The 19,007-nt window shown below is 64.9% G+C and carries 17 protein-coding genes; 8 read left to right on the top strand and 9 right to left on the bottom strand.

Annotated elements, in window-relative coordinates:
- Positions 1-184 precede the first annotated feature (184 nt).
- Positions 185-1,513: an MFS transporter gene (locus HG549_RS13440; protein WP_170029948.1), complete on the bottom strand. Its 1,329-nt coding sequence runs from the start codon at positions 1,511-1,513 to the stop codon at positions 185-187.
- A gap of 163 nt (positions 1,514-1,676) precedes the next feature.
- On the opposite strand from HG549_RS13440, the gene HG549_RS13435 reads away from it, so the two are divergent.
- Positions 1,677-2,774, top strand: coding sequence for a sugar diacid recognition domain-containing protein (locus HG549_RS13435; RefSeq protein ID WP_170029946.1), 1,098 nt, complete (start codon positions 1,677-1,679; stop codon positions 2,772-2,774).
- 241 nt (positions 2,775-3,015) lie between these two features.
- Positions 3,016-4,155 carry a glycerate kinase gene (locus HG549_RS13430; protein WP_170029945.1) on the top strand — a complete coding sequence of 380 codons (1,140 nt, stop codon included), beginning with the start codon at positions 3,016-3,018 and terminating at the stop codon, positions 4,153-4,155.
- Between the two features lie 79 nt (positions 4,156-4,234).
- On the opposite strand, the gene HG549_RS13425 is transcribed toward HG549_RS13430, so the two are convergent.
- Together HG549_RS13425 and HG549_RS13420 are read right to left on the bottom strand one after the other, a co-directional pair.
- Positions 4,235-5,185: a tyrosine-type recombinase/integrase gene (locus tag HG549_RS13425; protein ID WP_170029944.1), complete on the bottom strand. Its 951-nt coding sequence runs from the start codon at positions 5,183-5,185 to the stop codon at positions 4,235-4,237.
- Positions 5,186-5,260: 75 nt separating this feature from the next.
- A complete protein-coding gene (locus tag HG549_RS13420; protein ID WP_170029943.1) occupies positions 5,261-7,585 on the bottom strand; it encodes a bifunctional diguanylate cyclase/phosphodiesterase in 2,325 nt (774 codons plus the stop codon).
- A gap of 368 nt (positions 7,586-7,953) precedes the next feature.
- Here HG549_RS13420 and codB point away from each other — a divergent pair, with 368 nt between their 5' ends.
- Genes codB through codA form a run of 3 tightly spaced genes read left to right on the top strand, consistent with a single transcriptional unit; the run spans position 7,954 to position 11,679 of the window.
- Positions 7,954-9,219, top strand: coding sequence for a cytosine permease (gene codB / locus HG549_RS13415; protein WP_170029942.1), 1,266 nt, complete (start codon positions 7,954-7,956; stop codon positions 9,217-9,219).
- On the top strand, positions 9,216-10,433 hold the full coding sequence (locus tag HG549_RS13410; RefSeq protein WP_170029941.1) for a PucR family transcriptional regulator: 1,218 nt from the start codon (positions 9,216-9,218) through the stop codon (positions 10,431-10,433). The genes codB and HG549_RS13410 overlap by 4 nt, the downstream gene beginning before the upstream one ends.
- Positions 10,434-10,437: 4 nt before the next feature.
- Complete coding sequence (codA, locus tag HG549_RS13405; RefSeq protein WP_170029940.1) at positions 10,438-11,679, top strand: cytosine deaminase; 1,242 nt, start codon at positions 10,438-10,440, stop codon at positions 11,677-11,679.
- Between the two features lie 12 nt (positions 11,680-11,691).
- Here the strand turns inward: codA and HG549_RS13400 are convergent, their stop codons facing one another.
- The 3 genes from HG549_RS13400 to HG549_RS13390 form a co-directional block, all read right to left on the bottom strand.
- Positions 11,692-12,639 (bottom strand): ornithine cyclodeaminase family protein, encoded by a 948-nt coding sequence (locus HG549_RS13400; RefSeq protein ID WP_170029939.1) that lies wholly within the window; start codon positions 12,637-12,639, stop codon positions 11,692-11,694.
- On the bottom strand, positions 12,636-13,634 hold the full coding sequence (locus HG549_RS13395) for a threonine/serine dehydratase (RefSeq protein WP_170029937.1): 999 nt from the start codon (positions 13,632-13,634) through the stop codon (positions 12,636-12,638). The genes HG549_RS13400 and HG549_RS13395 overlap by 4 nt, the downstream gene beginning before the upstream one ends.
- 141 nt (positions 13,635-13,775) lie before the next feature.
- Complete coding sequence (locus HG549_RS13390) at positions 13,776-14,381, bottom strand: transcriptional regulator (protein WP_170029935.1); 606 nt, start codon at positions 14,379-14,381, stop codon at positions 13,776-13,778.
- A gap of 239 nt (positions 14,382-14,620) precedes the next feature.
- Here HG549_RS13390 and HG549_RS13385 point away from each other — a divergent pair, with 239 nt between their 5' ends.
- Together HG549_RS13385 and HG549_RS13380 are read left to right on the top strand one after the other, a co-directional pair.
- On the top strand, positions 14,621-15,607 hold the full coding sequence (locus HG549_RS13385; protein WP_170029933.1) for a DNA-binding protein: 987 nt from the start codon (positions 14,621-14,623) through the stop codon (positions 15,605-15,607).
- A 55-nt stretch (positions 15,608-15,662) separates the two neighbouring features.
- A complete protein-coding gene (locus HG549_RS13380; RefSeq protein WP_170029931.1) occupies positions 15,663-15,827 on the top strand; it encodes a DUF6021 family protein in 165 nt (54 codons plus the stop codon).
- Between the two features lie 116 nt (positions 15,828-15,943).
- Here the strand turns inward: HG549_RS13380 and HG549_RS13375 are convergent, their stop codons facing one another.
- Together HG549_RS13375 and HG549_RS13370 are read right to left on the bottom strand one after the other, a co-directional pair.
- Complete coding sequence (locus HG549_RS13375) at positions 15,944-16,195, bottom strand: hypothetical protein (RefSeq protein WP_170029929.1); 252 nt, start codon at positions 16,193-16,195, stop codon at positions 15,944-15,946.
- A gap of 8 nt (positions 16,196-16,203) precedes the next feature.
- Complete coding sequence (locus tag HG549_RS13370) at positions 16,204-16,704, bottom strand: DUF4142 domain-containing protein (protein WP_170029928.1); 501 nt, start codon at positions 16,702-16,704, stop codon at positions 16,204-16,206.
- Positions 16,705-16,856: 152 nt separating this feature from the next.
- On the opposite strand from HG549_RS13370, the gene HG549_RS13365 reads away from it, so the two are divergent.
- Complete coding sequence (locus HG549_RS13365) at positions 16,857-18,425, top strand: sensor domain-containing diguanylate cyclase (RefSeq protein WP_170029926.1); 1,569 nt, start codon at positions 16,857-16,859, stop codon at positions 18,423-18,425.
- A 40-nt stretch (positions 18,426-18,465) separates the two neighbouring features.
- Here HG549_RS13365 and HG549_RS13360 read toward each other — a convergent pair whose 3' ends face one another.
- The gene (locus HG549_RS13360) at positions 18,466-18,975 is read right to left on the bottom strand and encodes a GNAT family N-acetyltransferase (protein ID WP_170029925.1); all 510 of its coding nucleotides are present in this window, start codon (positions 18,973-18,975) and stop codon (positions 18,466-18,468) included.
- Positions 18,976-19,007 lie beyond the last annotated feature (32 nt).

The raw sequence follows: 19,007 nt of genomic DNA, 5'->3' as shown, positions 1-19,007 counted from the left end.
TGATCGCGGCTGAAGCCGCCCCTACAGGTACGGCGTCAAGTCGAAGCCGTTTGTAGGAGCGGATTTATCCGCGAAGCAGGCGGCGCGTTGGCTGGCACCGGCTCTGCCGGTGTCCGCGGCTGAAGCCGCGGCAATTCGAAGCCAGTGCAGTACCCCGCGGAAGCGGGTTTACCCAAGAAAAGGTTCAACTCGCCCGTGCGGTATCCAGTGCAGCCGCACGCGTCACCCGCAAGGCCACCAGGCTACCGAGCACGATCAGCGCTGCCAGCGAATACAGCGCAGCATCGGTGGAGCCGGTCTGGTCCTTGATGAAGCCGACCAGGTATGGGCTGAGGAAACCGGCCATCTGGCCCACCGAGTTGATGATCGCCAGCCCGGCCACTGCCGCGCTGGCGCTGAGCAACGCGGTCGGCATCGGCCAGAACATCGGCAGGCCGGTAAGTGCGCCCATGGTGGCGATCGACAGACCGAGGATGGCGACGGTCGGGTTGCCGGCGAAATTCACCGCGATCAGCAGGCCGATGGCGCCCATCAGCATCGGTACCACCAGGTGCCAGCGGCGTTCGTTGCGCAGGTCGGCCGAGCGCCCGCAGAGGATCATGAACACACCGGCCAGCAAATACGGGATGGCGCTGAGCCAGCCGATCAGCAATGGGTTGTCGAAGCCCATGTTCTTGATGATCGACGGTAGCCAGAAGTTGATCGCGTACACGCCGCTCTGGATGCAGAAGTAGACGAAACCGAACGTCCAGACCAGCGGGTTGCCGAGCACGGCGAGCACGCCGTCGCCGCGGGTACTCGGCTTGCTGGCGGCCTCGGCCTGCAGGTCGGCGGCAATCAGTTGGCGCTGTGCGGGGCTCAGCCAGTTGGCTTTCTGGTAGCCATCACTGAGCAGGAACACCGCCAATACCCCCAGGGCGACGGTTGGCAGGCCCTGGATCAGGAACATCCACTGCCAGCCGGCCAGGCCGTGCTGGCCGGCCGCGAAGTGCTCCAGGATCCAGCCGGAGAACGGCCCGCCGAGCAGGCCCGATACCGGGATCGCCGACATGAACAGGGCCATGATGCGGCCTCGCCGGGCGGCCGGGAACCAGCGCGAGAGGTACAGCACCACGCCGGGGAAAAAGCCGGCTTCGGCGGCGCCGGTCAGCAGGCGCAACGCGTAGAACTCGGTAGGCGTGGTAACGAACAGCAGGCAGGTGGAGAGGCTACCCCAGGCGATCATCATCAGCGCGATCCAGCGCCGTGGGCCGAAGCGGTTGAGCGCCAGGTTGCTCGGCAGGCCGCAGAGCACGTAGCCGATGAAGAAGATGCCGGCGCCAAGGCCGTACACCGTTTCGCTGAATTGCAGCGCGTCGAGCATCTGCAGCTTGGCAAAGCCGACGTTGACGCGGTCCAGGTAGTTGAACAGGTAGCAGATGAAAATGAACGGAATCAGCCGCAGGGTGATGCGCCGGTACAGCGCGTCGCGGTTGGTGTCCGTGCCTTGGTCAGGGGCGGGGCTGTATGCCATGATCGGGTTCTCTGTTGTTATGGTTGTCGCCGCGTCGCCTGTTCCGGCGCTCGCCCTGACGAGTCTCGGGGACGGCGGCGAGCCTGTCTTTGTGCTTTTGCACAGCGCTGGCGCTGCGCGGCTGTGCCCGAGCCCAAAAGCCTAACACCCCAAGGACCGTTGAATGTTCGAACTCGACCATGACCTGGCACAGGATATCGTTGACCGGGCGATGGCCATCTTGCCGTGCAACGTCAATGTGATGGACAGCCAGGGGTTGATCCTGGGCAGTGGCGAACCGGAGCGTATCAACACCCGCCACGAGGGGGCGCAACTGGTGCTGGCCAACGGCCGCATCGTCGAACTGGACAGCGACGCGGCCAAGTGCCTGAAGGGCGTGCAACCGGGGGTGAACCTGCCGCTGATGTTCGATGGCAGGTTGATGGGCGTGCTTGGCCTGACCGGCGACCCACAGCAGCTGCGTACCTATGGTGAGCTGGTACGCATGACCGCCGAAATGCTCCTGGCCCAGCGCCATCTGCAGGCCGACCAGCAATGGCGGCGGCAGCGCTGTGATGACCTGCTGGCGTTGCTGCTGGGCGGCAGCGGTGATTCGCCCCGGCTGCTCGACGAAGCCCGGCAACTGGGGCTCAAGCCGCAGTTGCCGCGGGTACCCTGCCTGTTCGAACTGGCCTCAGGGGCAACTGCCGAAGCGTTGGCCGGATGGTTGACGAGCCGTTATCCGGACAGCTGGTGCGTAAGCCCCGCGCGCGAGTCCTTGTTGTGGTGCCGCCCCGCGGCGCTGGCACTCGACGCGCCGCGCCTGCTGGAACGTCTGGAACGCCATGGCTGGCTGGTCGCGCGCCTGGCCCTGGGCAGTGCGGCGCAAAGCCTGGAACAACTGCGCCGGGGCTACCGCCGGGTACGTGACTTGCTGGCCTATGGCCGCGAGGTGGTGCCTGACGAGCGCCTGCTCAGCCTGCAGCGCTACCGGCTGCCGGCCCTGCTATGGCGGCACCGCAACGATGATGCGCTGGATGAATTGCTGGAACCGTTGCAGCGTATTCGCGCCAAGGACAGCAACGGCCAGTTGCTCGCCACCCTGCGTGCCTGGTGTGCCCATGACGGCCAGAGCCAGGCCTGTGCCGATGCACTGGGTATCCACCGCAACAGCCTGCGCTACCGCCTGGAGCGCATCGCCGAGCTGGGCGAAGTGGACCCGCTGCGCATGGAGGGTATGCTCAGCTTGTACCTGGCGCTGCAGTTACTGCCCGCCGACTGACGGTGGTGCGATCGTTGTAGGCGCGGCCTGGCGTCGCGATCGGGCCGCAGAGCGCACCCCCGGCCTTGTCACTGCCGCCAATCGAGCCGGGGCCTGCGGCCCGATCGCGCCGCCAGAAAAGGCCTGCGCCGGTGCACGAAGGCATTTGCCCAAACAACCCGCAGAGCATTTTGTGCAAGCGACCGAGGCCAGCGTGGCAGCCACCTGTCAGCATGCCGCTGATCAGGACAGGAGAAGCCCCATGAAGATCGTCATCGCCCCCGACTCGTTCAAGGACAGCCTCGACGCTGCCGCTGTCGCCCGTGCCATCGCCGCGGGCCTGGGCGAGGCCTGGCCGGACGCCGAACTGCGTGAATGCCCGATGGCCGACGGCGGCGAGGGCACCATGCAGGCGATTCTTGCCGCCAGCCACGGCGAACTGCGCCGGCAGACCGTGCGTGGTCCCCTGGGGCAAAGCGTCGAAGCCGGTTGGGGCTGGTTGCCACAGAGCCGCACAGCAATCATCGAAATGGCCCAGGCCAGTGGCCTGCAACTGGTGCCCAGCGGCCAGCGCGATGCCTGTCGCAGCAGCAGCTGGGGGACCGGTGAGCTGATCGCTGCCGCCTTGGCCGCCGGCGCGCAACGGGTGGTGTTGGCAATCGGTGGTAGCGCCACCAACGATGCCGGCAGCGGCATGCTGCGGGCACTCGGCCTGCGCCTGCTGGACGCTGACGGGCAAGCGCTGGAGGAGGGCGGCCTGGCCCTGGCCAGGCTGGCCCGCATCGACGCCAGCGACCTCGACCCGCGCCTGGCCGAAGTAGCGTTCGAGGTCGCCGCGGATGTCGACAACCCGCTGTGTGGCAGCAATGGTGCGTCGGTGATCTTTGGTCCGCAGAAGGGTGCCAATGCGCAGCAGGTACAGGCGCTGGACCAGGCCCTGGGGCATTTTGCCAACCATTGTGCGCAGCTGCTGGCCAAGGATGTGCGCGACTACCCTGGTTGTGGCGCCGCCGGCGGCATGGGCTTCGCGGCCCGGGCGTTCATGGCCGCGCAGTTCCGCCCCGGGGTGGAAGTGGTGGCCGAACTGGCCGGCCTGGAGGCCTTGGTGCAGGGCGCCGACCTGGTGATAACCGGCGAAGGGCGTTTCGATGCGCAGACCTTGCGCGGCAAGACCCCCATGGGCGTGGCGCGCCTGGCCAAGCGCCATGGCGTGCCGGTGGTGGTGCTGGCCGGGACCCTGGGTGAAGGCTACCAGCAGCTGTATGCCCATGGGGTCGATGCGGCCTTTGCCTTGGCCAGCGGGCCGATGAGCCTGGAACAGGCCTGTGCCGATGCTGCCAGCCTGCTGCGCGCGCGGGCCTGTGACATTGGCCGTTTGTGGCACAGCGCAAGGCGAAGCTGATCGCTGCTGCGGCTGCCCGTTCGCGCAGGAATAGCGCTGGCCCGGACGCTCGGCAGCACGGCCAGGCCCCAGCGAGGCGTCAGGGAATCAGCGCTTGCGCCTGGCTCGCCGGTAGCACGGCCAGTTCGCCAAAGCGCTGCGCCGAGTCGATGTAGCGCAATGCGGATTTGGCGTCCTTCCAGCCCACGTAGCTCATCAGCGACTTCAGTTCCCAGCCGTTGGCCGTGGCCCAGGTGGCGAAACCACGGCGCAGCGAGTGGCCGGTATACAGCGCCGCCGGCACTTCGGCGCGCGCCAGCATGCGCCGCAGCAGGCCGACCAGGCTGTTGCTGTTGAGCGCGGCGTCACCCAGGTTGCCCCAGCGGTCCAGCTTGCGGAACACCGGCCCGTGGGCGATGCCGGCCACCTCCAGCCATTGCAGGTAGGCCGTGACCGGGCACAGCGCCTTCAGCGCCGGCGTGCGGTGCTGCACCCCCAGCGCTTCGCGGTCGCCCTTGCTGCGCGGCAGGAACAGGGTAATGCCGACACCGGCCTCGGCATGGATGTGCTCGATACGCAGCCGCGCCAGCTCATCGCCACGAAAACCGCGCCAGAAGCCCAGCAACAGCAAGGCCGCATCGCGACGGGCGCGGCGCAGGGCGGCCAGGTCATGCCGTTGCCGGGCCTGGCGGGCTTCTTCTTCGAAACACGCCACGGCGCTTTGCAGGTGCTGCAGCAATAACGGCGCGGCCTGCTTCGGCGGTGTCGGGTGCAAGGTGCGGATACCGCGCAGCACCTGGCGCACCAACGGTGCCTTGGTCGGGTCGGGGAAACCTTGGGCAACGTGCCATTGGCTGAGCGCAGCCAGGCGCTGGCGCAAGGTGCTGACGGCATGCAGGTCGGCATGTTCGGCCAGGTAGCGGGCAACGCTCTCGGCCGTGGCCGGGAGAAAGCCACCCCAGTGGGTTTCGAAATGCGCGATGGCGGCCTGGTAGCTGCGCCGGGTGTTGTCACGCGTGGCGGCACGCAGGTAGCGCTCGATGTCGGTCATGGTGCGGTGTCGATGGGCATTGAGCACACAATAAACCGAAAAGGGTCTGGCTGTCCTGCGCTGCGGGCACCCGGGTCAGACGCAAGCCTTGGCCTGGAGGCCGTTGAACGGCGCATAGTCACGCAACTGCGCCGGCGACAGTGGCCGACTGAAGTGGTAGCCCTGGGCGATATCGCAGCCGGCGAGTTTCAGGCATACCACCTGTTCGCGGGTTTCCACGCCCTCGGCTACCACTTCCAGGCCCAGGCGTTTGGCCAGGATGATGGTGGAGGACACGATCGGGCTGTCGTCATGGCTGTTGGACAATGCTGCGATCAGCGAGCGGTCGATCTTCAGCTTGCTCAGCGGCAGCGTGTGCAAGTGGGCAAAGCCGGCGTAGCCACGGCCGAAGTCGTCCAGGCTGATACCCAGGCCGGCCCTGCGCAAGCTGTGTAGCTGCGCCACTGACGTGCCTTCAGGATCAAGAATGGTGGTTTCAGTGATTTCCAGCTCCAGCCGCTGTGGCTCGATGCCGTGCTGTTGCAGTTTGGCCAACAACTGCGCCGCGAAACCCGGCTGACGCAGTTGCAGGGCAGATACGTTCACCGCCAGCCGCGTCTCACGGCCCTGGCTGGCCCACGCCGCCAACGCCTCGCAGGCCAGGCGCAGCACCTCCCAGCCCAGCTCGACGATGAAGCCGCTGCGCTCGGCAAGGCCGATGAAGCGGTCCGGGTAGAGCAGGCCGAATTCGGGATGGTCCCAGCGTACCAAGGCTTCATAGCCCAGCACCTGCTGGGTGTCGAGACGGATCTGCGGCTGGTAGTGGAGCACGAACTGGCGTTCGGCCAGGGCGCTGCCGAAGGCCTGTTCGAGGGTGAAGGCCTGGATATCGGCCAGGTTAAGCGACGGGTCGAAGAAACGGTACTGGGCACGCCCGGCCTGCTTGGCCGAATACATCGCGGCATCGGCGCTGCGGATCAGGCTGTCGATGTCCTGGCCATCGCGCGGGCAGATGCTCACGCCTACGCTGGGGCTGGTGTTGACCTCCTGGCCGTCCAGGGCGTAGGTGGCCGAAAGTTTCTGCACCAGTCGGCGGACCCAGGCATTGATCTGTTCCTCGCTGCGCTCACCCGCCAGCAACACCACGAACTCGTCGCCACCAAAGCGCGAAGCCTCGTCGCCGGGCGCCAGCAGGCGCTGGATACGCCCGGCCACGGCCTGCAACAGCTGGTCGCCGACCTTGTGCCCCAGCGAATCGTTGATCGATTTGAAGCGGTCCATGTCGATGAACAGAATTGCCATCAGGCGCCGTTTGCCGCGCTGGCGGGTCAGTGCCTGGCCGGCCACTTCGACGAACTGGCGGCGGTTGTGCAGGCCGCTGAGGTGGTCGGTGGCAGCGGCGTGGCTGCTGCGCCGGTGTTCCTCCTCAAGGCGCTCGATCAGTTGCTGGTTGACCTGCTGAGCCTGCTCCAGCGCACTGAACGCCTCCTGGCGTTTGCGCAACAGGCGCAAGGTCCACAGCAGGCTGGCGAGGATCATCAGGGTCATGCCCAGGGTCAGCCAGAATTGCCGGGTGTTGGCCAGTGCAGCAGGTGCCAGGACCTCGTCCTGCCGCTGGCTGACCACCACGCTGAAGCCGCGCTCGGGTAGGCGCCGGTACAGGCTCTGGTAGGGGACGCCGGCCGCGTACTGCGTCAGCTTGCCCGCTTCATTGGCGTTGCCGGGCAGCACAGGCTGCAGCGCAGCAGTGGCCACGGCCATGCCGAGGGCGTCAATGCGCAAGCGTTCCAGGCCATCTTCCTGCAGCAACCGCACCAGCCCGCTGCTGCCCAGGTCGATGTGCTGCAGCAGCACCGCCAGGTAGCCGATATCCAACTGCACCACCAGGATGCTGGCAAGGTCGTGGCCGGGCGGATCGGTCAGCGGCAGCAGAAAGGCTAGCTGCCGGTCGGGCAGGGTAGCCGGCTGGGTGGGGGGTTGCAGGCTGGCCAGGAAGGGCCTGAAACCATAACGCGACACGTGCCGTTGCAGCTCCTGCAGCCAGGCTTCGGGCAACTCGGCAGCCACGTCGGCATGGCTGGCCGACAGTAGCCGGCCCTGCCGGTCGTACAGGCTCATGCGCTTGAACAGCGGGTCTTCGGCAAGCAGCTTCGGCAGGCTGACATTGCCCTGGCGCAGGGCCTCCAGGTCATCCTGGGTAACCCGGCCCAGCGCCTGTGCGCGGTCGACCAGCTGACGCAGGCTTTCGCCGACCAGGCTGGCCAGGTTCTGGTGTTCGGCAGCCTTGGCCGCCAGCGCATCCTGCCTTGCAGTAGCCCTTTGCGACACGTGCAGCCCCCAGAGGAACGCCAGGGTCGCTGCACACAGCATCAGGATCAGCAGGCGGAGAAGGCTGGCGGATGAAAGCGAACGGCGAATCACTGCTGGTAGTTCCCGACCCTGGGTAATGGTCGAAAAATACGACAGTAAGATGACAGCCTCATGACTGATGGCTAATTGCCTTTAAGGATTTCCCCGGTGCGAAGGCCACAAACGACCTGGCGACAGGCTGCTCCTCCAAGCCACGTCTGCCTGGGAACCAACTACCCAACACCGACCTGCTTTGGTGCGCCTGCGCCTCAAATAAAGTCATCGGGCACACTTTCACTTCGTATTTTTTGCACTTAACTGTTCAGCATGCACATAGGCGGTAGTGCCATGCGCCCGTTCCGAGCGGCTTCTCCCACTGGGTGAAAAGCGGCCTGTATCTTGCTCTCCCTGCTCCCGACTACAACCTGGAGCCCCGTGCAATGAGCTCATCCAGCGAATTCCCGCTCAGCGAAGCCCCGCAGTCCGCCCGCAAGGGCTTGCTGCCGATCGCGATGGTCCTGTTCAGCTTCACCTTCTTTACCGGCACGATGTTCGCCGGCGGCAAGCTGGGCATGGCCTTCAATTTTGTCGACATGCTGTGGGTGGCGGCCATCGGCAACAGCCTGCTGGCCCTGTATGCCGCAGCACTCGCATTCATCGCCGCGCGCAGCGGGCTGAACACCGTGTTGATGGGGCGCTTCTGTTTCGGTGAAGCGGGTAGCCGGCTCTCCGATTTCCTGCTGGGTTTCGCCGAACTGGGCTGGTACGCCTGGGGCACGGCCACGGTGGCCATCGTGCTGGTCAGGCTGCTGGGGCTGGCGGAAGGCTTAGGCATGCCGTTGATGGTGCTGTTTGGCCTGGGCTTCAGCCTCACGGCCATCATTGGCTTCAAGGGCCTGGATGTACTGTCGCGGGTATCGGTGCCGCTGATGTTCGGCCTGCTGGTGGTATCGATGTACATCGCTACCCGCGATGCCGGGGGGCTTGCCGGCCTGGCCGCGGTGGTGCCGCATGAGGCCATGACCTTTTCAGCAGCGGTAACCATGGTCTTCGGTACCTTCGCCAGTGGTGCCACCCAGGCGACCAATTGGACCCGGCTGGCCCGTAGCGGCCGGGTGGCGGTCATTGCCAGCGTGGTCGCATTCCTGCTCGGCAACGGCCTGATGGTAGTGGCCGGGGCCTGGTGCGCGATGGTCTACCAGCAGGCCGATATCGTCGAGGTGATGGTGCTGCAAGGGCTGTCGTTCGCGGCGGTGGTCATGCTCTGCCTGAAACTGTGGACGATCCAGGGGCCGACCATCTACAACGTGTCGGCGGCTGCCTGCCACCTGCTGCGCAGCGAGCGCCGACGTACCGCAACGCTGGTGGCCGCCGGCGTCGGGATTGTGCTGGCGATCGGCGGCATGTACGAATTGCTGATCCCGTTCCTGGTGCTGCTGGGCTCGATCATTCCGCCACTGGGTGGGGTGATCATGGCCGATTTCTGGTACCGCCACCGCGGCAGGTTCCCGGCCCTGGGCGCGGCACGCCTGCCACGCTACAACCTGACCGGGCTGTCTGCCTATGCCGTGGGCGCGGTGCTGGCCTGCGCCTCGCCGTGGATCGCCCCGCTGGTAGGCATCGGCGCTTCGGCACTGTGCTACATCGCCTTCGTCGAACTGGCTGCTCGGCGCCGCGCGCCAGGCCGGGCAGGCGTCGAGCCGTGAGCCTGGCGCTGGAGGAGATCCTGCAGTTGCCCGGCCTGCACCAACTGAGCGTGCGGGCCGGGGCGCGCAGCCTGCACCGCCGGGTGCGTTGGCCGTACGTGGCAGAAAACGAAGGCATCGCCGAATGGGTGATGGGCGGCGAACTGGTGTTCGTCACCGGTATAAACCACCCACGCGGCGAGGCCAACCTGCTGAGCCTGATAGAGGATGGCGATGCTGTGGGTATTGCCGGCATGGTCATCCTCACCGGCGACAGTTTCATCCAGGTCATCCCGCCAGCGGTCATCGCCCGTGCCGAACAGTTGGGCCTGCCGCTGATCGAGCAACCGTATGCGCTGAAGATGGTGGTGGTGACCCACCTGATCGGCACGGCACTGGTGCAGACCAGCCAGGCGCGCCGCTCGCGCCATGACATACTGGGCCAGCTGCTCACCGGCGACTACCCGAGCCTGGCGATTGCCCGGCAACGGGCAGCGCACCTGCGATTGGCCCTGGATGAGCCGCGGCGCCTGCTGGCCTTGCGCCTGTCAGGTGTGGATGAGGTGTTCGAGCGCCACGGCCTGGTACTGGGTGAACGTACCTGGCAGGCTATCCGCCAGGCCCTGGAAGACCAGCTCGAAGCCTGGTGCCGGCAACATCCGGGCAGTGTCACCGCGCAGTTGCCCGGCGACCTGTTCGTGGTGCTGCTGGCCGACAGCCGCGACCTGCCCGAGGTACTGGCTACCCTCTACCGGCAGTTGCAGGCGGCGACCGGCGAACTGCAGCTGTACATGGGCCTGTCGGCCCTGGCCGACGATTGCGCGCACTACCGCCAGGCCCTCAACGAGGCGCGCCAGGCGCTGGATGTAGCGCGGCACTTGCGTCCGGCCAACGGCTACTGCAACTTCAGCGAACTGGGTGTTCTACGCCTGCTACAAGGCATTTTCGACCGCTCGCTGATCGACGATTTCGTCAGCCGCACCCTCGGCCCGCTGATCAGCCCCGGGCGCAAACGTGCCCATGCGCTGGTGCACACCCTGGACGCCCTGCTCATGGAAAATGGCAACGGTTTCAAGGCCGCACAGCGCCTGGGGCTGCACCGCAACACCGTCAACCAGCGCATCCTGCGCATCGAACAACTCAGCGGGCAGTCTCTCGACGACCCGCTTTTTCGCATGAATGCTTCCGTCGCCCTGTTGATATGGCGCATGAGCGAAGACCACGGCAAGGAGTAACAAGATGAACGTTATCAACGCACGCCTGCGCGGCAAGACCGGATTGTTCCGCATCGAACTGGACGGCGAGCGCATTGCCGCCATCGTCGCCCAGGCCAAGGTGGTGACGCCCGGCACTGTGGGCGACCTGGATGCGCGGCAAAACCTGGTGATAGCACCTTTCGTCGAGCCGCACATTCACCTCGATGCCACGCTGACCGCCGGCGAGCCGCAGTGGAACATGAGCGGTACCCTGTTCGAAGGCATCGAGCGCTGGGCCGAGCGCAAGCAGATCACCACCCACGACGACATCAAGACCCGTGCGAAGAAGACCATCGACATGCTGGTGGAGCATGGCATCCAGCATGTCCGCACCCACGTCGATGTTACCGACCCGACCCTTACCGCGCTCAAGGCCATGGTCGAGGTGCGTGACGAAGTGCGTCACCTGGTCGACCTGCAGATCGTTGCGTTCCCCCAGGAGGGCATCGAGTCGTATGCCAACGGCCGAGCGCTGATGACCGAAGCGGTGGCCATCGGCGCCGATGTGGTTGGTGGCATTCCGCATTTCGAGAACACCCGCGACCAGGGCGTGTCGTCGGTGAAGTTCCTGATGGACCTGGCCGAACGTACCGGCTGCCTGGTGGACGTGCACTGCGATGAAACCGACGATCCGCAGTCGCGCTTCCTTGAAGTGCTGGCCGAAGAGGCACGGGTGCGCGGCATGGGGCCGCGGGTTACCGCCAGCCACACGGTGGCCATGGGTTCCTACGACAATGCCTACTGCTACAAGCTGTTTCGTCTGCTGAAGCTGTCGGGTATCAATTTCGTCTCCTGCCCGACCGAGAGCATTCACCTGCAAGGGCGTTTCGACAACTACCCGAAACGCCGTGGCGTTACCCGCGTGTCCGAGATCGATCGCGCCGGGATGAACGTGTGCTTTGGCCAGGACTCCATCGTCGACCCTTGGTACCCGTTGGGCAACGGCAACATCCTGCGCATTCTCGAGGCCGGCCTGCACATCTGCCACATGCTCGGTTATGAAGACCTGCAGCGCTGCCTGGACCTGATCACCGACAACAGCGCCCGAACCTTGAACCTGGGGGAGGGCTACGGTATCGAGGCAGGGCGACCGGCGAACCTGCTACTGCTGTCGGCAGCGGATGATTACGAAATGGTACGCAGCCAGGGGCATGCGCTGGTGTCGGTGCGGCACGGCAAGGTGCTGATGCAGCGCACACCAGCGCAAGTTCAGCGCTTTACCTGAAACGGCGTGGCCTCAGGCGGTCATCGCCGCCAGCGCGCAGCTCGAGATCTGGGCATCCTGCACCGCCACACCGGTCAGGTCCGCCAGGGTAATCTGGTCAGCGTGCTGCCGCCCAGGGGCGCCGCTGGCGAGCAAGGTACCCAGCTCGATCAGTTGCGTCGCGTCGATCTGACCGCTGCGCAAGGCGTGGGCAACTTCGCCGTACTGGCTGCACTGGGCGACCGAGTCGACGACGATGCGTTCTGCCCTGGCCACCAGCGCCGGGTCCAGCTCCTGCTTGCCTGGCCCGTCGGCACCCACAGCGGTAATGTGCGTGCCGGGCCGGACCCACTCGCTGAACAACAGCGGCTGGCGCGAAGGGGTGGTGCAGACAATCAGGTTGGCCGCCGCCGCAACCTCGGCGGCGTCCTGCGTGGTGCGCACCTGATAACCCAGTGCGCGGGCAAACGCACGGTAGGCAGCCAGCCCGCTGTCCTGCCGCCCCCAGACCACGACCTGACGGCACTCGGTGATGGCGCCCAGCTGTTCAAGCTGCATCCGCGCCTGCATGCCCGTGCCCAGTATGCCGATCGCACTGACCCGCGGCGGTGCCAGCAACCGCGCGGCAATACGCCCGGCCAGGGCAGTGCGCATGCCGGTCAGCCAACCCTCGTCATGCAGCAGCGCCAACGGCTGCCCGGTGTGCGCAGACAGCACCAGCATCAAGCCATCGTTGCTCGGCAGGCCTGTGCCCGGGTTGTCATAGAAGCCGGTGGAGATTTTGACAGTGAACGTGGCGCTGCCTTCTATATAGGCCGACTTCACGCAGCAGTCGCCGTTCGCCCCTGGGAAACTGAAGCCCTGGATCGGTGGTACCTGTACCTTGCCTGCGGAGAAGGCGATGAAGCCTTGTTCCAGGCAGTGCAGTGCGAGCTCGGGGTCGAGGCTGGCAATGATCCGGGCCTTGCTGAAGCACCTCACTGGACCGCCCTGAGGAATGCGTCCAGCACGATGTTGCGGCCACACAGGATGACCGCGACGCGCTTGCCGCGGTAACGCTCGGCCAGCTTCTGCATGCCGGCGACGGCGACCGCCGCGGCCCCTTCGATGATCCAGCGTTCACTGCTGGCGATCTCGCGCATGGCAGCTTTGATTTCGGCTTCGCTGACCAGCACGGTGTCGGTCAGCAACGCCTGGCACAGCGGGAAGGTAATGCTGCCAGGCTCGACGCCGCCAGCGGTACCGTCGGACAGCGTGTCGGTGGCATCCACCTCGATGATCTCGCCGGCCTTGAGCGACTGCTCCAGCGCCGGGTCGTTTTCTGGCCAGCAGCCGATGATATCGGTACCCGGCTTGAGTACCCGCAGGGCTGCAGCAATGCCGGAGATCATCCCGCCACCACCAACGGCAACGAACACCGCGTCCAGGTCCGGTGCCTGCTCGAACAGCTCGAAGCCGATGGTGCCTTGCCCGGCAATGACCTGCGGGTCGTTGTAGGGGGAGACGAATGGCTTGCCCTGGACCTGGGCCTGCCTGGCAGCCTCCAGTTCGGCGCCCAACGGGTCGGTGGGCAAGCCGATCACCTCTGCGCCAAGTGCGCGCATGGCCTGTACTTTGTAGGCAGAAGCGCCATTGCTGGTGTACACGGTGATCGGCACCCCAGCTGCTTTACCTGCCAGTGCCAGCGCCTGGCCGTGGTTGCCGGAGGAAGCGGCAATCACCCCGTGGGTACGCTGATCCTCCGGCAACAGGCGGATCTTGTTGCTGGCCCCACGAAACTTGAACGAGCCGGTGTGCTGCAGGTGCTCGCACTTGAGCAGCACCTGGCAGCCGCTGATTGCCGACAGCCGGGCACTGTAAGTCAGCGGTGTGATGCTGACGGCCGGGCGTAGCGCCACATGGGCATCCTTGATCGCCTGGTACAGCGTGTCGAGGTAAGTGGCATCGACGCTGGGCGAACCTGTGGCGGTGGACATGATTGCACTCCTGAACAATCGTAGAAAGTGAGTCCACCATAGACATATTGTCCATTCATGACAAGAGGGTGAGCCCGCCCACTCGCGCCACTGCCTGGCTCGCCAGCGTCATGGAACGAAAAGCAAGGCGCTGCCTGCCGCCTAGGCGCGCAGTTCCTTCAGGTACTTGTACACCGTGGCGCGGCCCATATTGAGCACTTTGGCGATGTAGTCGGCAGCGCTACGCCCTTCGAACGCGCCCTCGGCATGCAACGCCTGCACCAGGCTGCGCTTGTCTTTTGCCTGCAACGTTTGCAGGGACAGGTTGCGTTCCCGAAGCCAGGCATGCAGGAAGGTGTTGATGCGTTCCTGCCAGTCGTTGCGGAACAGCGAGTCGGGCTGCGGCACCAGCCGGCTCATCTGGAAGAAGGCATCCAGCGCTGCGCGTGCCTGCTCCAGTACCGAAACATTCAGGTTGATGCACATCAGGTGCTCGGCTTCACCGGCCTGGTTGCGCAGCACGGTACTGATCGAGCGGATCTTCTGGCCGTTCCAGTTGAGCTTTTCGTAGGGGCCCAGGTTGACCCCGTTCAACAGGTCCTCCAGCTCATGCTCGATCGCCGATTCATCGCCCAGTTTGCGCTGGGAGAAATTGTTGGCGATGTGAACGACGGTCTGGCTGCGCAGCTCGTGAACGATGACTTCAGCGTGCGGGTACAGCAGCAGCGCGATGCTGTCGGCGATTGCCTTGTAGTTTTCCAGGGTCATTTTCTATCGATGATCGGAGGCCAGGCACCATGGTGGCGGCAAAGCGTAACCGACACAAGGCGCCTGGCCGGCCGGCTTCGTACGCTTGCCTGAGCGCCGGACAGGCAGTTTTTTCGTCTCACATGCGATAAGCCGTGATTATTCCTTCTTAGCAACACTTTGCAGGCAGGCTTGCATATCGGCATAATTGGTATGTAATTACATGGTACATAACACAGTACAAAATCGTAGGAGCAGGCATGGCCCGGGGCGGTATCAACAAGGTGGTAGTGCAGCAAGCGCGGCAGGCACTGATTGCCCGGGGCGAAAACCCCAGCATCGATGCCATTCGTATCGAGCTGGGCAATACCGGCTCCAAGACCACGATCCACCGCTACCTGAAGGAGCTGAACGGCCAGCAGCCCGTCGCCGCCGAGGGCGGCATGGCACTGAGCGACGTGCTCAGCCGAATGGTCGGGCAGCTGGCAACCCAGTTGCAGGACGAGGCTGACCTGAAGATCGAGCAGGCCGAAAGCCGCTTCATCGAACAGCGCGAGCAGCTCGAAGCGCAGCTGGCAATCGCTCGGCAGGCGTTGGCGGCCGCGCATCAACAGCATCAGATCGACGCGGCCGCCTTGGCCGCCGAAGCGGAAAAGCTGCGCTCCACCCAAAGCACCCTGCAAGCCGAACAGCTGCGCAGTGCCAGCCTCAACCAGGCGCTCGGCGAGCTGCAGGTGCGCCTGGCGGACAAGGACGAGCAAGTGAAGTCGCTGGAGGACAAGCACCGCCATGCCCGCGACGCGCTGGAGCACTACCGCAATGCCAGCCGCGAACAGCGCGAACAGGAACAACGCCGCCACGAAGCGCAACTGCAGCAGTTGCAGGTGGAAGTGCGCCAGTTGCAGCAGGGCATGGTCGTCAAGCAGGACGAACTGACCCGCCTGCACCGCGATAACGAGCGGTTGCTCGGGGAACACCGCCAGGCCTCCGGTGCCTGCAGGGCGCAGGAACAACTGCTGGAGCAGCGTGATGCGCAGATCCAGGGGCTGCGCACGATCCTGGCCCAGGCGCAGGGTGCCAGCGAGGAGATGCGTCGGCAGCTGGAGGCTCAGGCGCAGAGCCTGGAGCAGCGCCGCGACCAGTGCGCCGAAATGGCGCGGCAACTGCAGCGCCTTGATGAGCAGTTGAAGGAACGTGATGAAGCACTGGCACAGTGCAAGGCGCAACTGCCCCAGGCTGCAGATTGATCAAACTTTTTCGGGTGGGTGCTTTCTTCCCTATACATTCCCTGGAGATAGTGCCATGCCTGAATCGCCACCCGTACGCAAAGAGGGGCCTCACTCGTCCGAGCAGGCCGATAAGAAGGTCGACCTGGGTTTCGACCCGGATTCACCGGATGCAGAAGACCCGCAAGTCGACCCGCAAGGGCCGGCCAAGCCGCCCAGAGACGTCGAGAAAAAACCATAGCCTCTGGCTAGCAGCCATCGCCGGCAAACCAGCCACCCCATCGGCCGCCCCTGATACCAGGCGCGGCCGATGGGGCACTGGCCTACCGGCGACAGGGCGGGCCAGGCAAGCAACACTCAAGTGTCGGCTTGCCTGGCAGCCTCCACACCCGCCGCCGACAGCTTGATCGGGTAGTTGACACTGATCTGGTGGTCGCTGCCGACCGCCACACTGCCGTCCTGGATCAAACCGGCCTCCTGCAAGGTCTTGAGCATACCGGCCACCGCTTTCTCGCCGCGGTAGTTGTCCAGCACCTCCTTGCCGAGCCCTTGAGGGTGGGCGTGCAGCAGGCGGGTCAGCACCTCGGCCTTCAATGCATCGTTACTCATGGCGGGCCTCACTTGCCGTGCTTGGCCTGAAGTGCCTTGGCGTGCTCCAGATGCTGTTCGAGCTTGGGCAGGGTTTCGCTGGCGAAGGCCTTCAGTTCGGCCTTGTCAGACGAGGCGGCCTCTTTCTTGAACAGTTCCACCGCCTTTTCGTGAGCATCCACCTGGTTGTTGATGTAGGCCTTGTCGAAGGACTCCTCGCGCCATTCCAGGATCATTTTCTTGACCTTGTCAGTGATCGCCGCTTCATCGGGTACGGAAATGTCCAGCTTGCGAGCGATGTCACCGAGTTTCTGGTTGGCCTGGGTGTGGTCAGTGACCATTTGCTGGGCGAATGTCTTGATCTCGGTGTTCTGGCTTTTCTCCTGGGCCAGCTTACCGGTAACCACTTCGGCAATGCCGGACTCGGTGGCCGCCTCGACAAAGTCATCGGAACTCGCCGCCAGGGCATGTACCGATGCCAGGCCCAGCACCATGGAAAAACCGACGCGCTTGATGAAGAGATTGCTCATGCTTCACTCCTTAAACCGTGACGCGACCTCAGTGTCGCGTACGGTTGAGGGTGAAAGCAGGGCAAAGGTTTAATCTTTTTCCTCATTGGCGGTGTCCACATGCTGGTCAACTATAGTGAACAGCGGCAAGCGCGGGGTGGCCAGGAATTTCAATGTACGCAGCCAGGAATAAGGACGAAGAGGGGCTTTTCGCCATAACCGGTGAGGGCCGTGCCGTGGCGCTGTTCCGTCTGGTTCTGGCGTTCATGCTGATGGTGATGCTGGCCTTCGTCGTGGTCGAAGGCTGGCGCATCTGGCGCGACTACCGCTATGCCTTTACCAATGCCGAGAACATGGTCACCAACCTGGCCAGGGCCACGGCGCAACATGCTGAAGATGCCATCCGCCAGGTGGATGCCATCACCGCAGCCCTGGCCGAGCGCCTGGAAGGCGATGGCTTCGGGCATATCGACCGGCCGCGCTTGCATGCCTTGCTGGTACAGCAAAAGAACATCATGCCGCAGCTGCATGGATTGTTCGTGTATGACGCCGAGGGCAACTGGATCGTTACCGACCAGGCAGCAATACCGCCCAAGGCCAACAATGCCGACCGCGACTACTTCATCTACCACCGCACCCACAGCGACCGTGGCGTACACATCGGCTCGGTGGTGCGCAGCCGCTCCACGGGTGACTTGATCATTCCCATTTCCCGGCGTCTGGAACATGCCGACGGCAGCTTCGCCGGGGTGTTGCTGGGCACCATCAAGGTGGACTGGTTCGTGCATTACTACGGCGACTTCAAGATCGACGAACGCGGCGCGCTGGTACTGGCCCTGCGCGACGGCACCATCCTGGTTCGGCGGCCTTTCGTCGAGAGGGTAGTGGGGAGCAGCCTGGCCAAGAGCGAGATATTCCGCAACCATCTGCCCTACGCCGCAGAGGGGCTGGTAGAAGCGGTTGCGGTGGTAGACGGCACGCCACGGCTGTATGCCTATCGCGCGCTGGCGAGCTATCCGTTGGTGGTGGAGGCCGGCTTGTCGCGCGAGTCGATCGTCGCACCCTGGCGGCACGATGCGATCAAATCAATGGCCGTGCTGCTGCTTTTGCTGTTAGGGCTGGCGGCATTTGGTGGTGTGGTACTGCGCCAGTTGCGCGAGCGTATCTTCATCGAGCGGGCGCTGCACCAGGCGCACCAGACGCTCAAGTCGCTGGCCTTGACCGATAGCCTGACCGGGCTGGGCAACCGCCGGCGGCTGGATGCGGTGTTCGAAGCGGAACTGCGTCGGGCGCGGCGCCAGGGCTATTCGCTGACCCTGGTGATGCTCGACCTGGACTACTTCAAGGCCTACAACGACCGCTATGGCCACCCGGCGGGCGACCAGTGCCTGCGGCGCTTTGGCGAAGTGCTGCAACAGGCGCTGAAACGGCCGGCCGACCTGGCAGTGCGCTACGGTGGCGAAGAGTTCACCCTGCTGCTGCCCGACACCGATGCCCGCGGGGCGGAACTGCTGGTGGAGGAGGTACAGCAGCTGTTGCGCCGGCAGATGCTGGAGCATGCAGGTAGCCCGTTGGGGCGGTTATCGTGCAGTGCCGGCATCGCCACGGGGGATCCGGCGCGGGAGGAGGTGACCGCCGAGCGGCTGATGGCGGCAGCGGATGCGGCTTTGTATGAGGCCAAACGTCAAGGCCGGGACAGGTACTGCGTGGCGCAGGACAGCTGGGCAAGTGCGGATCCCTGAGCCTGCTGGCGAGCGGCAGGGGCGCGTTGCGCGCCCGGGCTCATCGCCCTAGACCCAGGCGCATCGCGCAGCGCCCGACGAGGCCATGGGCAAGCTCATCGGCAAGGATGCCACGCAGGCGTGTATCCAGCCGTTCCTCGTCAATTCTTTCGAAGCCGAAACGTGCGTAGAACGGCGCATTCCACGGCACATCGGCAAACGTGGTCAAGGTCAGCTCGCGGGCACCCGCCTGGCGCGCGGCATCCACCACTTGCCGCAGCAAGGCGCGGCCGACGCCTTGCCCCTGGGCCTGGCGTTCCACCGAAATCTCGCACAGGTGCAGCGCCTGCCGCTCGAACCGGGCACAGGCGAAACCGAGCACATGCCCTTGCAGGTCGTCGGCAACCCAGCTGGCGCCTGCGGCGACGAATGCGCGGTGCGCATCAACGTCCAGCACATCGGCCTGCGCCAGCCACGCCAGTGCCGGCCAGTCAGCGAAAGCCTGGGCAGCCGAGCGTTCTACCGCCGGCAGCCATTGGATATCGCGCTCGAGGGTAGGGCGGATGGGCATTACTCACTCCTTGCAAAGCGCTACGTCTTAAT

Source organism: Pseudomonas sp. SK (assembly GCF_012975065.1).
In the GTDB taxonomy this organism is placed as follows: Bacteria; Pseudomonadota; Gammaproteobacteria; order Pseudomonadales; family Pseudomonadaceae; genus Aquipseudomonas; species Aquipseudomonas anuradhapurensis.
This window is presented reverse-complemented; position numbering and strand designations above follow the sequence as displayed.

Excerpts from the sequence above, each read along its gene's own strand:
- HG549_RS13440 (WP_170029948.1), bottom strand. The coding sequence starts at position 1,513 with ATGGCATACAGCCCCGCCCCTGACCAAGGCACGGACACCAACCGCGAC.
- HG549_RS13435 (WP_170029946.1), top strand. The coding sequence starts at position 1,677 with ATGTTCGAACTCGACCATGACCTGGCACAGGATATCGTTGACCGGGCG.
- HG549_RS13430 (WP_170029945.1), top strand. The coding sequence starts at position 3,016 with ATGAAGATCGTCATCGCCCCCGACTCGTTCAAGGACAGCCTCGACGCT.
- HG549_RS13425 (WP_170029944.1), bottom strand. The coding sequence starts at position 5,185 with ATGACCGACATCGAGCGCTACCTGCGTGCCGCCACGCGTGACAACACC.
- codB (WP_170029942.1), top strand. The coding sequence starts at position 7,954 with ATGAGCTCATCCAGCGAATTCCCGCTCAGCGAAGCCCCGCAGTCCGCC.
- codA (WP_170029940.1), top strand. The coding sequence starts at position 10,438 with ATGAACGTTATCAACGCACGCCTGCGCGGCAAGACCGGATTGTTCCGC.
- HG549_RS13395 (WP_170029937.1), bottom strand. The coding sequence starts at position 13,634 with ATGTCCACCGCCACAGGTTCGCCCAGCGTCGATGCCACTTACCTCGAC.
- HG549_RS13390 (WP_170029935.1), bottom strand. The coding sequence starts at position 14,381 with ATGACCCTGGAAAACTACAAGGCAATCGCCGACAGCATCGCGCTGCTG.
- HG549_RS13385 (WP_170029933.1), top strand. The coding sequence starts at position 14,621 with ATGGCCCGGGGCGGTATCAACAAGGTGGTAGTGCAGCAAGCGCGGCAG.
- HG549_RS13380 (WP_170029931.1), top strand. The coding sequence starts at position 15,663 with ATGCCTGAATCGCCACCCGTACGCAAAGAGGGGCCTCACTCGTCCGAG.
- HG549_RS13375 (WP_170029929.1), bottom strand. The coding sequence starts at position 16,195 with ATGAGTAACGATGCATTGAAGGCCGAGGTGCTGACCCGCCTGCTGCAC.
- HG549_RS13370 (WP_170029928.1), bottom strand. The coding sequence starts at position 16,704 with ATGAGCAATCTCTTCATCAAGCGCGTCGGTTTTTCCATGGTGCTGGGC.
- HG549_RS13365 (WP_170029926.1), top strand. The coding sequence starts at position 16,857 with ATGTACGCAGCCAGGAATAAGGACGAAGAGGGGCTTTTCGCCATAACC.
- HG549_RS13360 (WP_170029925.1), bottom strand. The coding sequence starts at position 18,975 with ATGCCCATCCGCCCTACCCTCGAGCGCGATATCCAATGGCTGCCGGCG.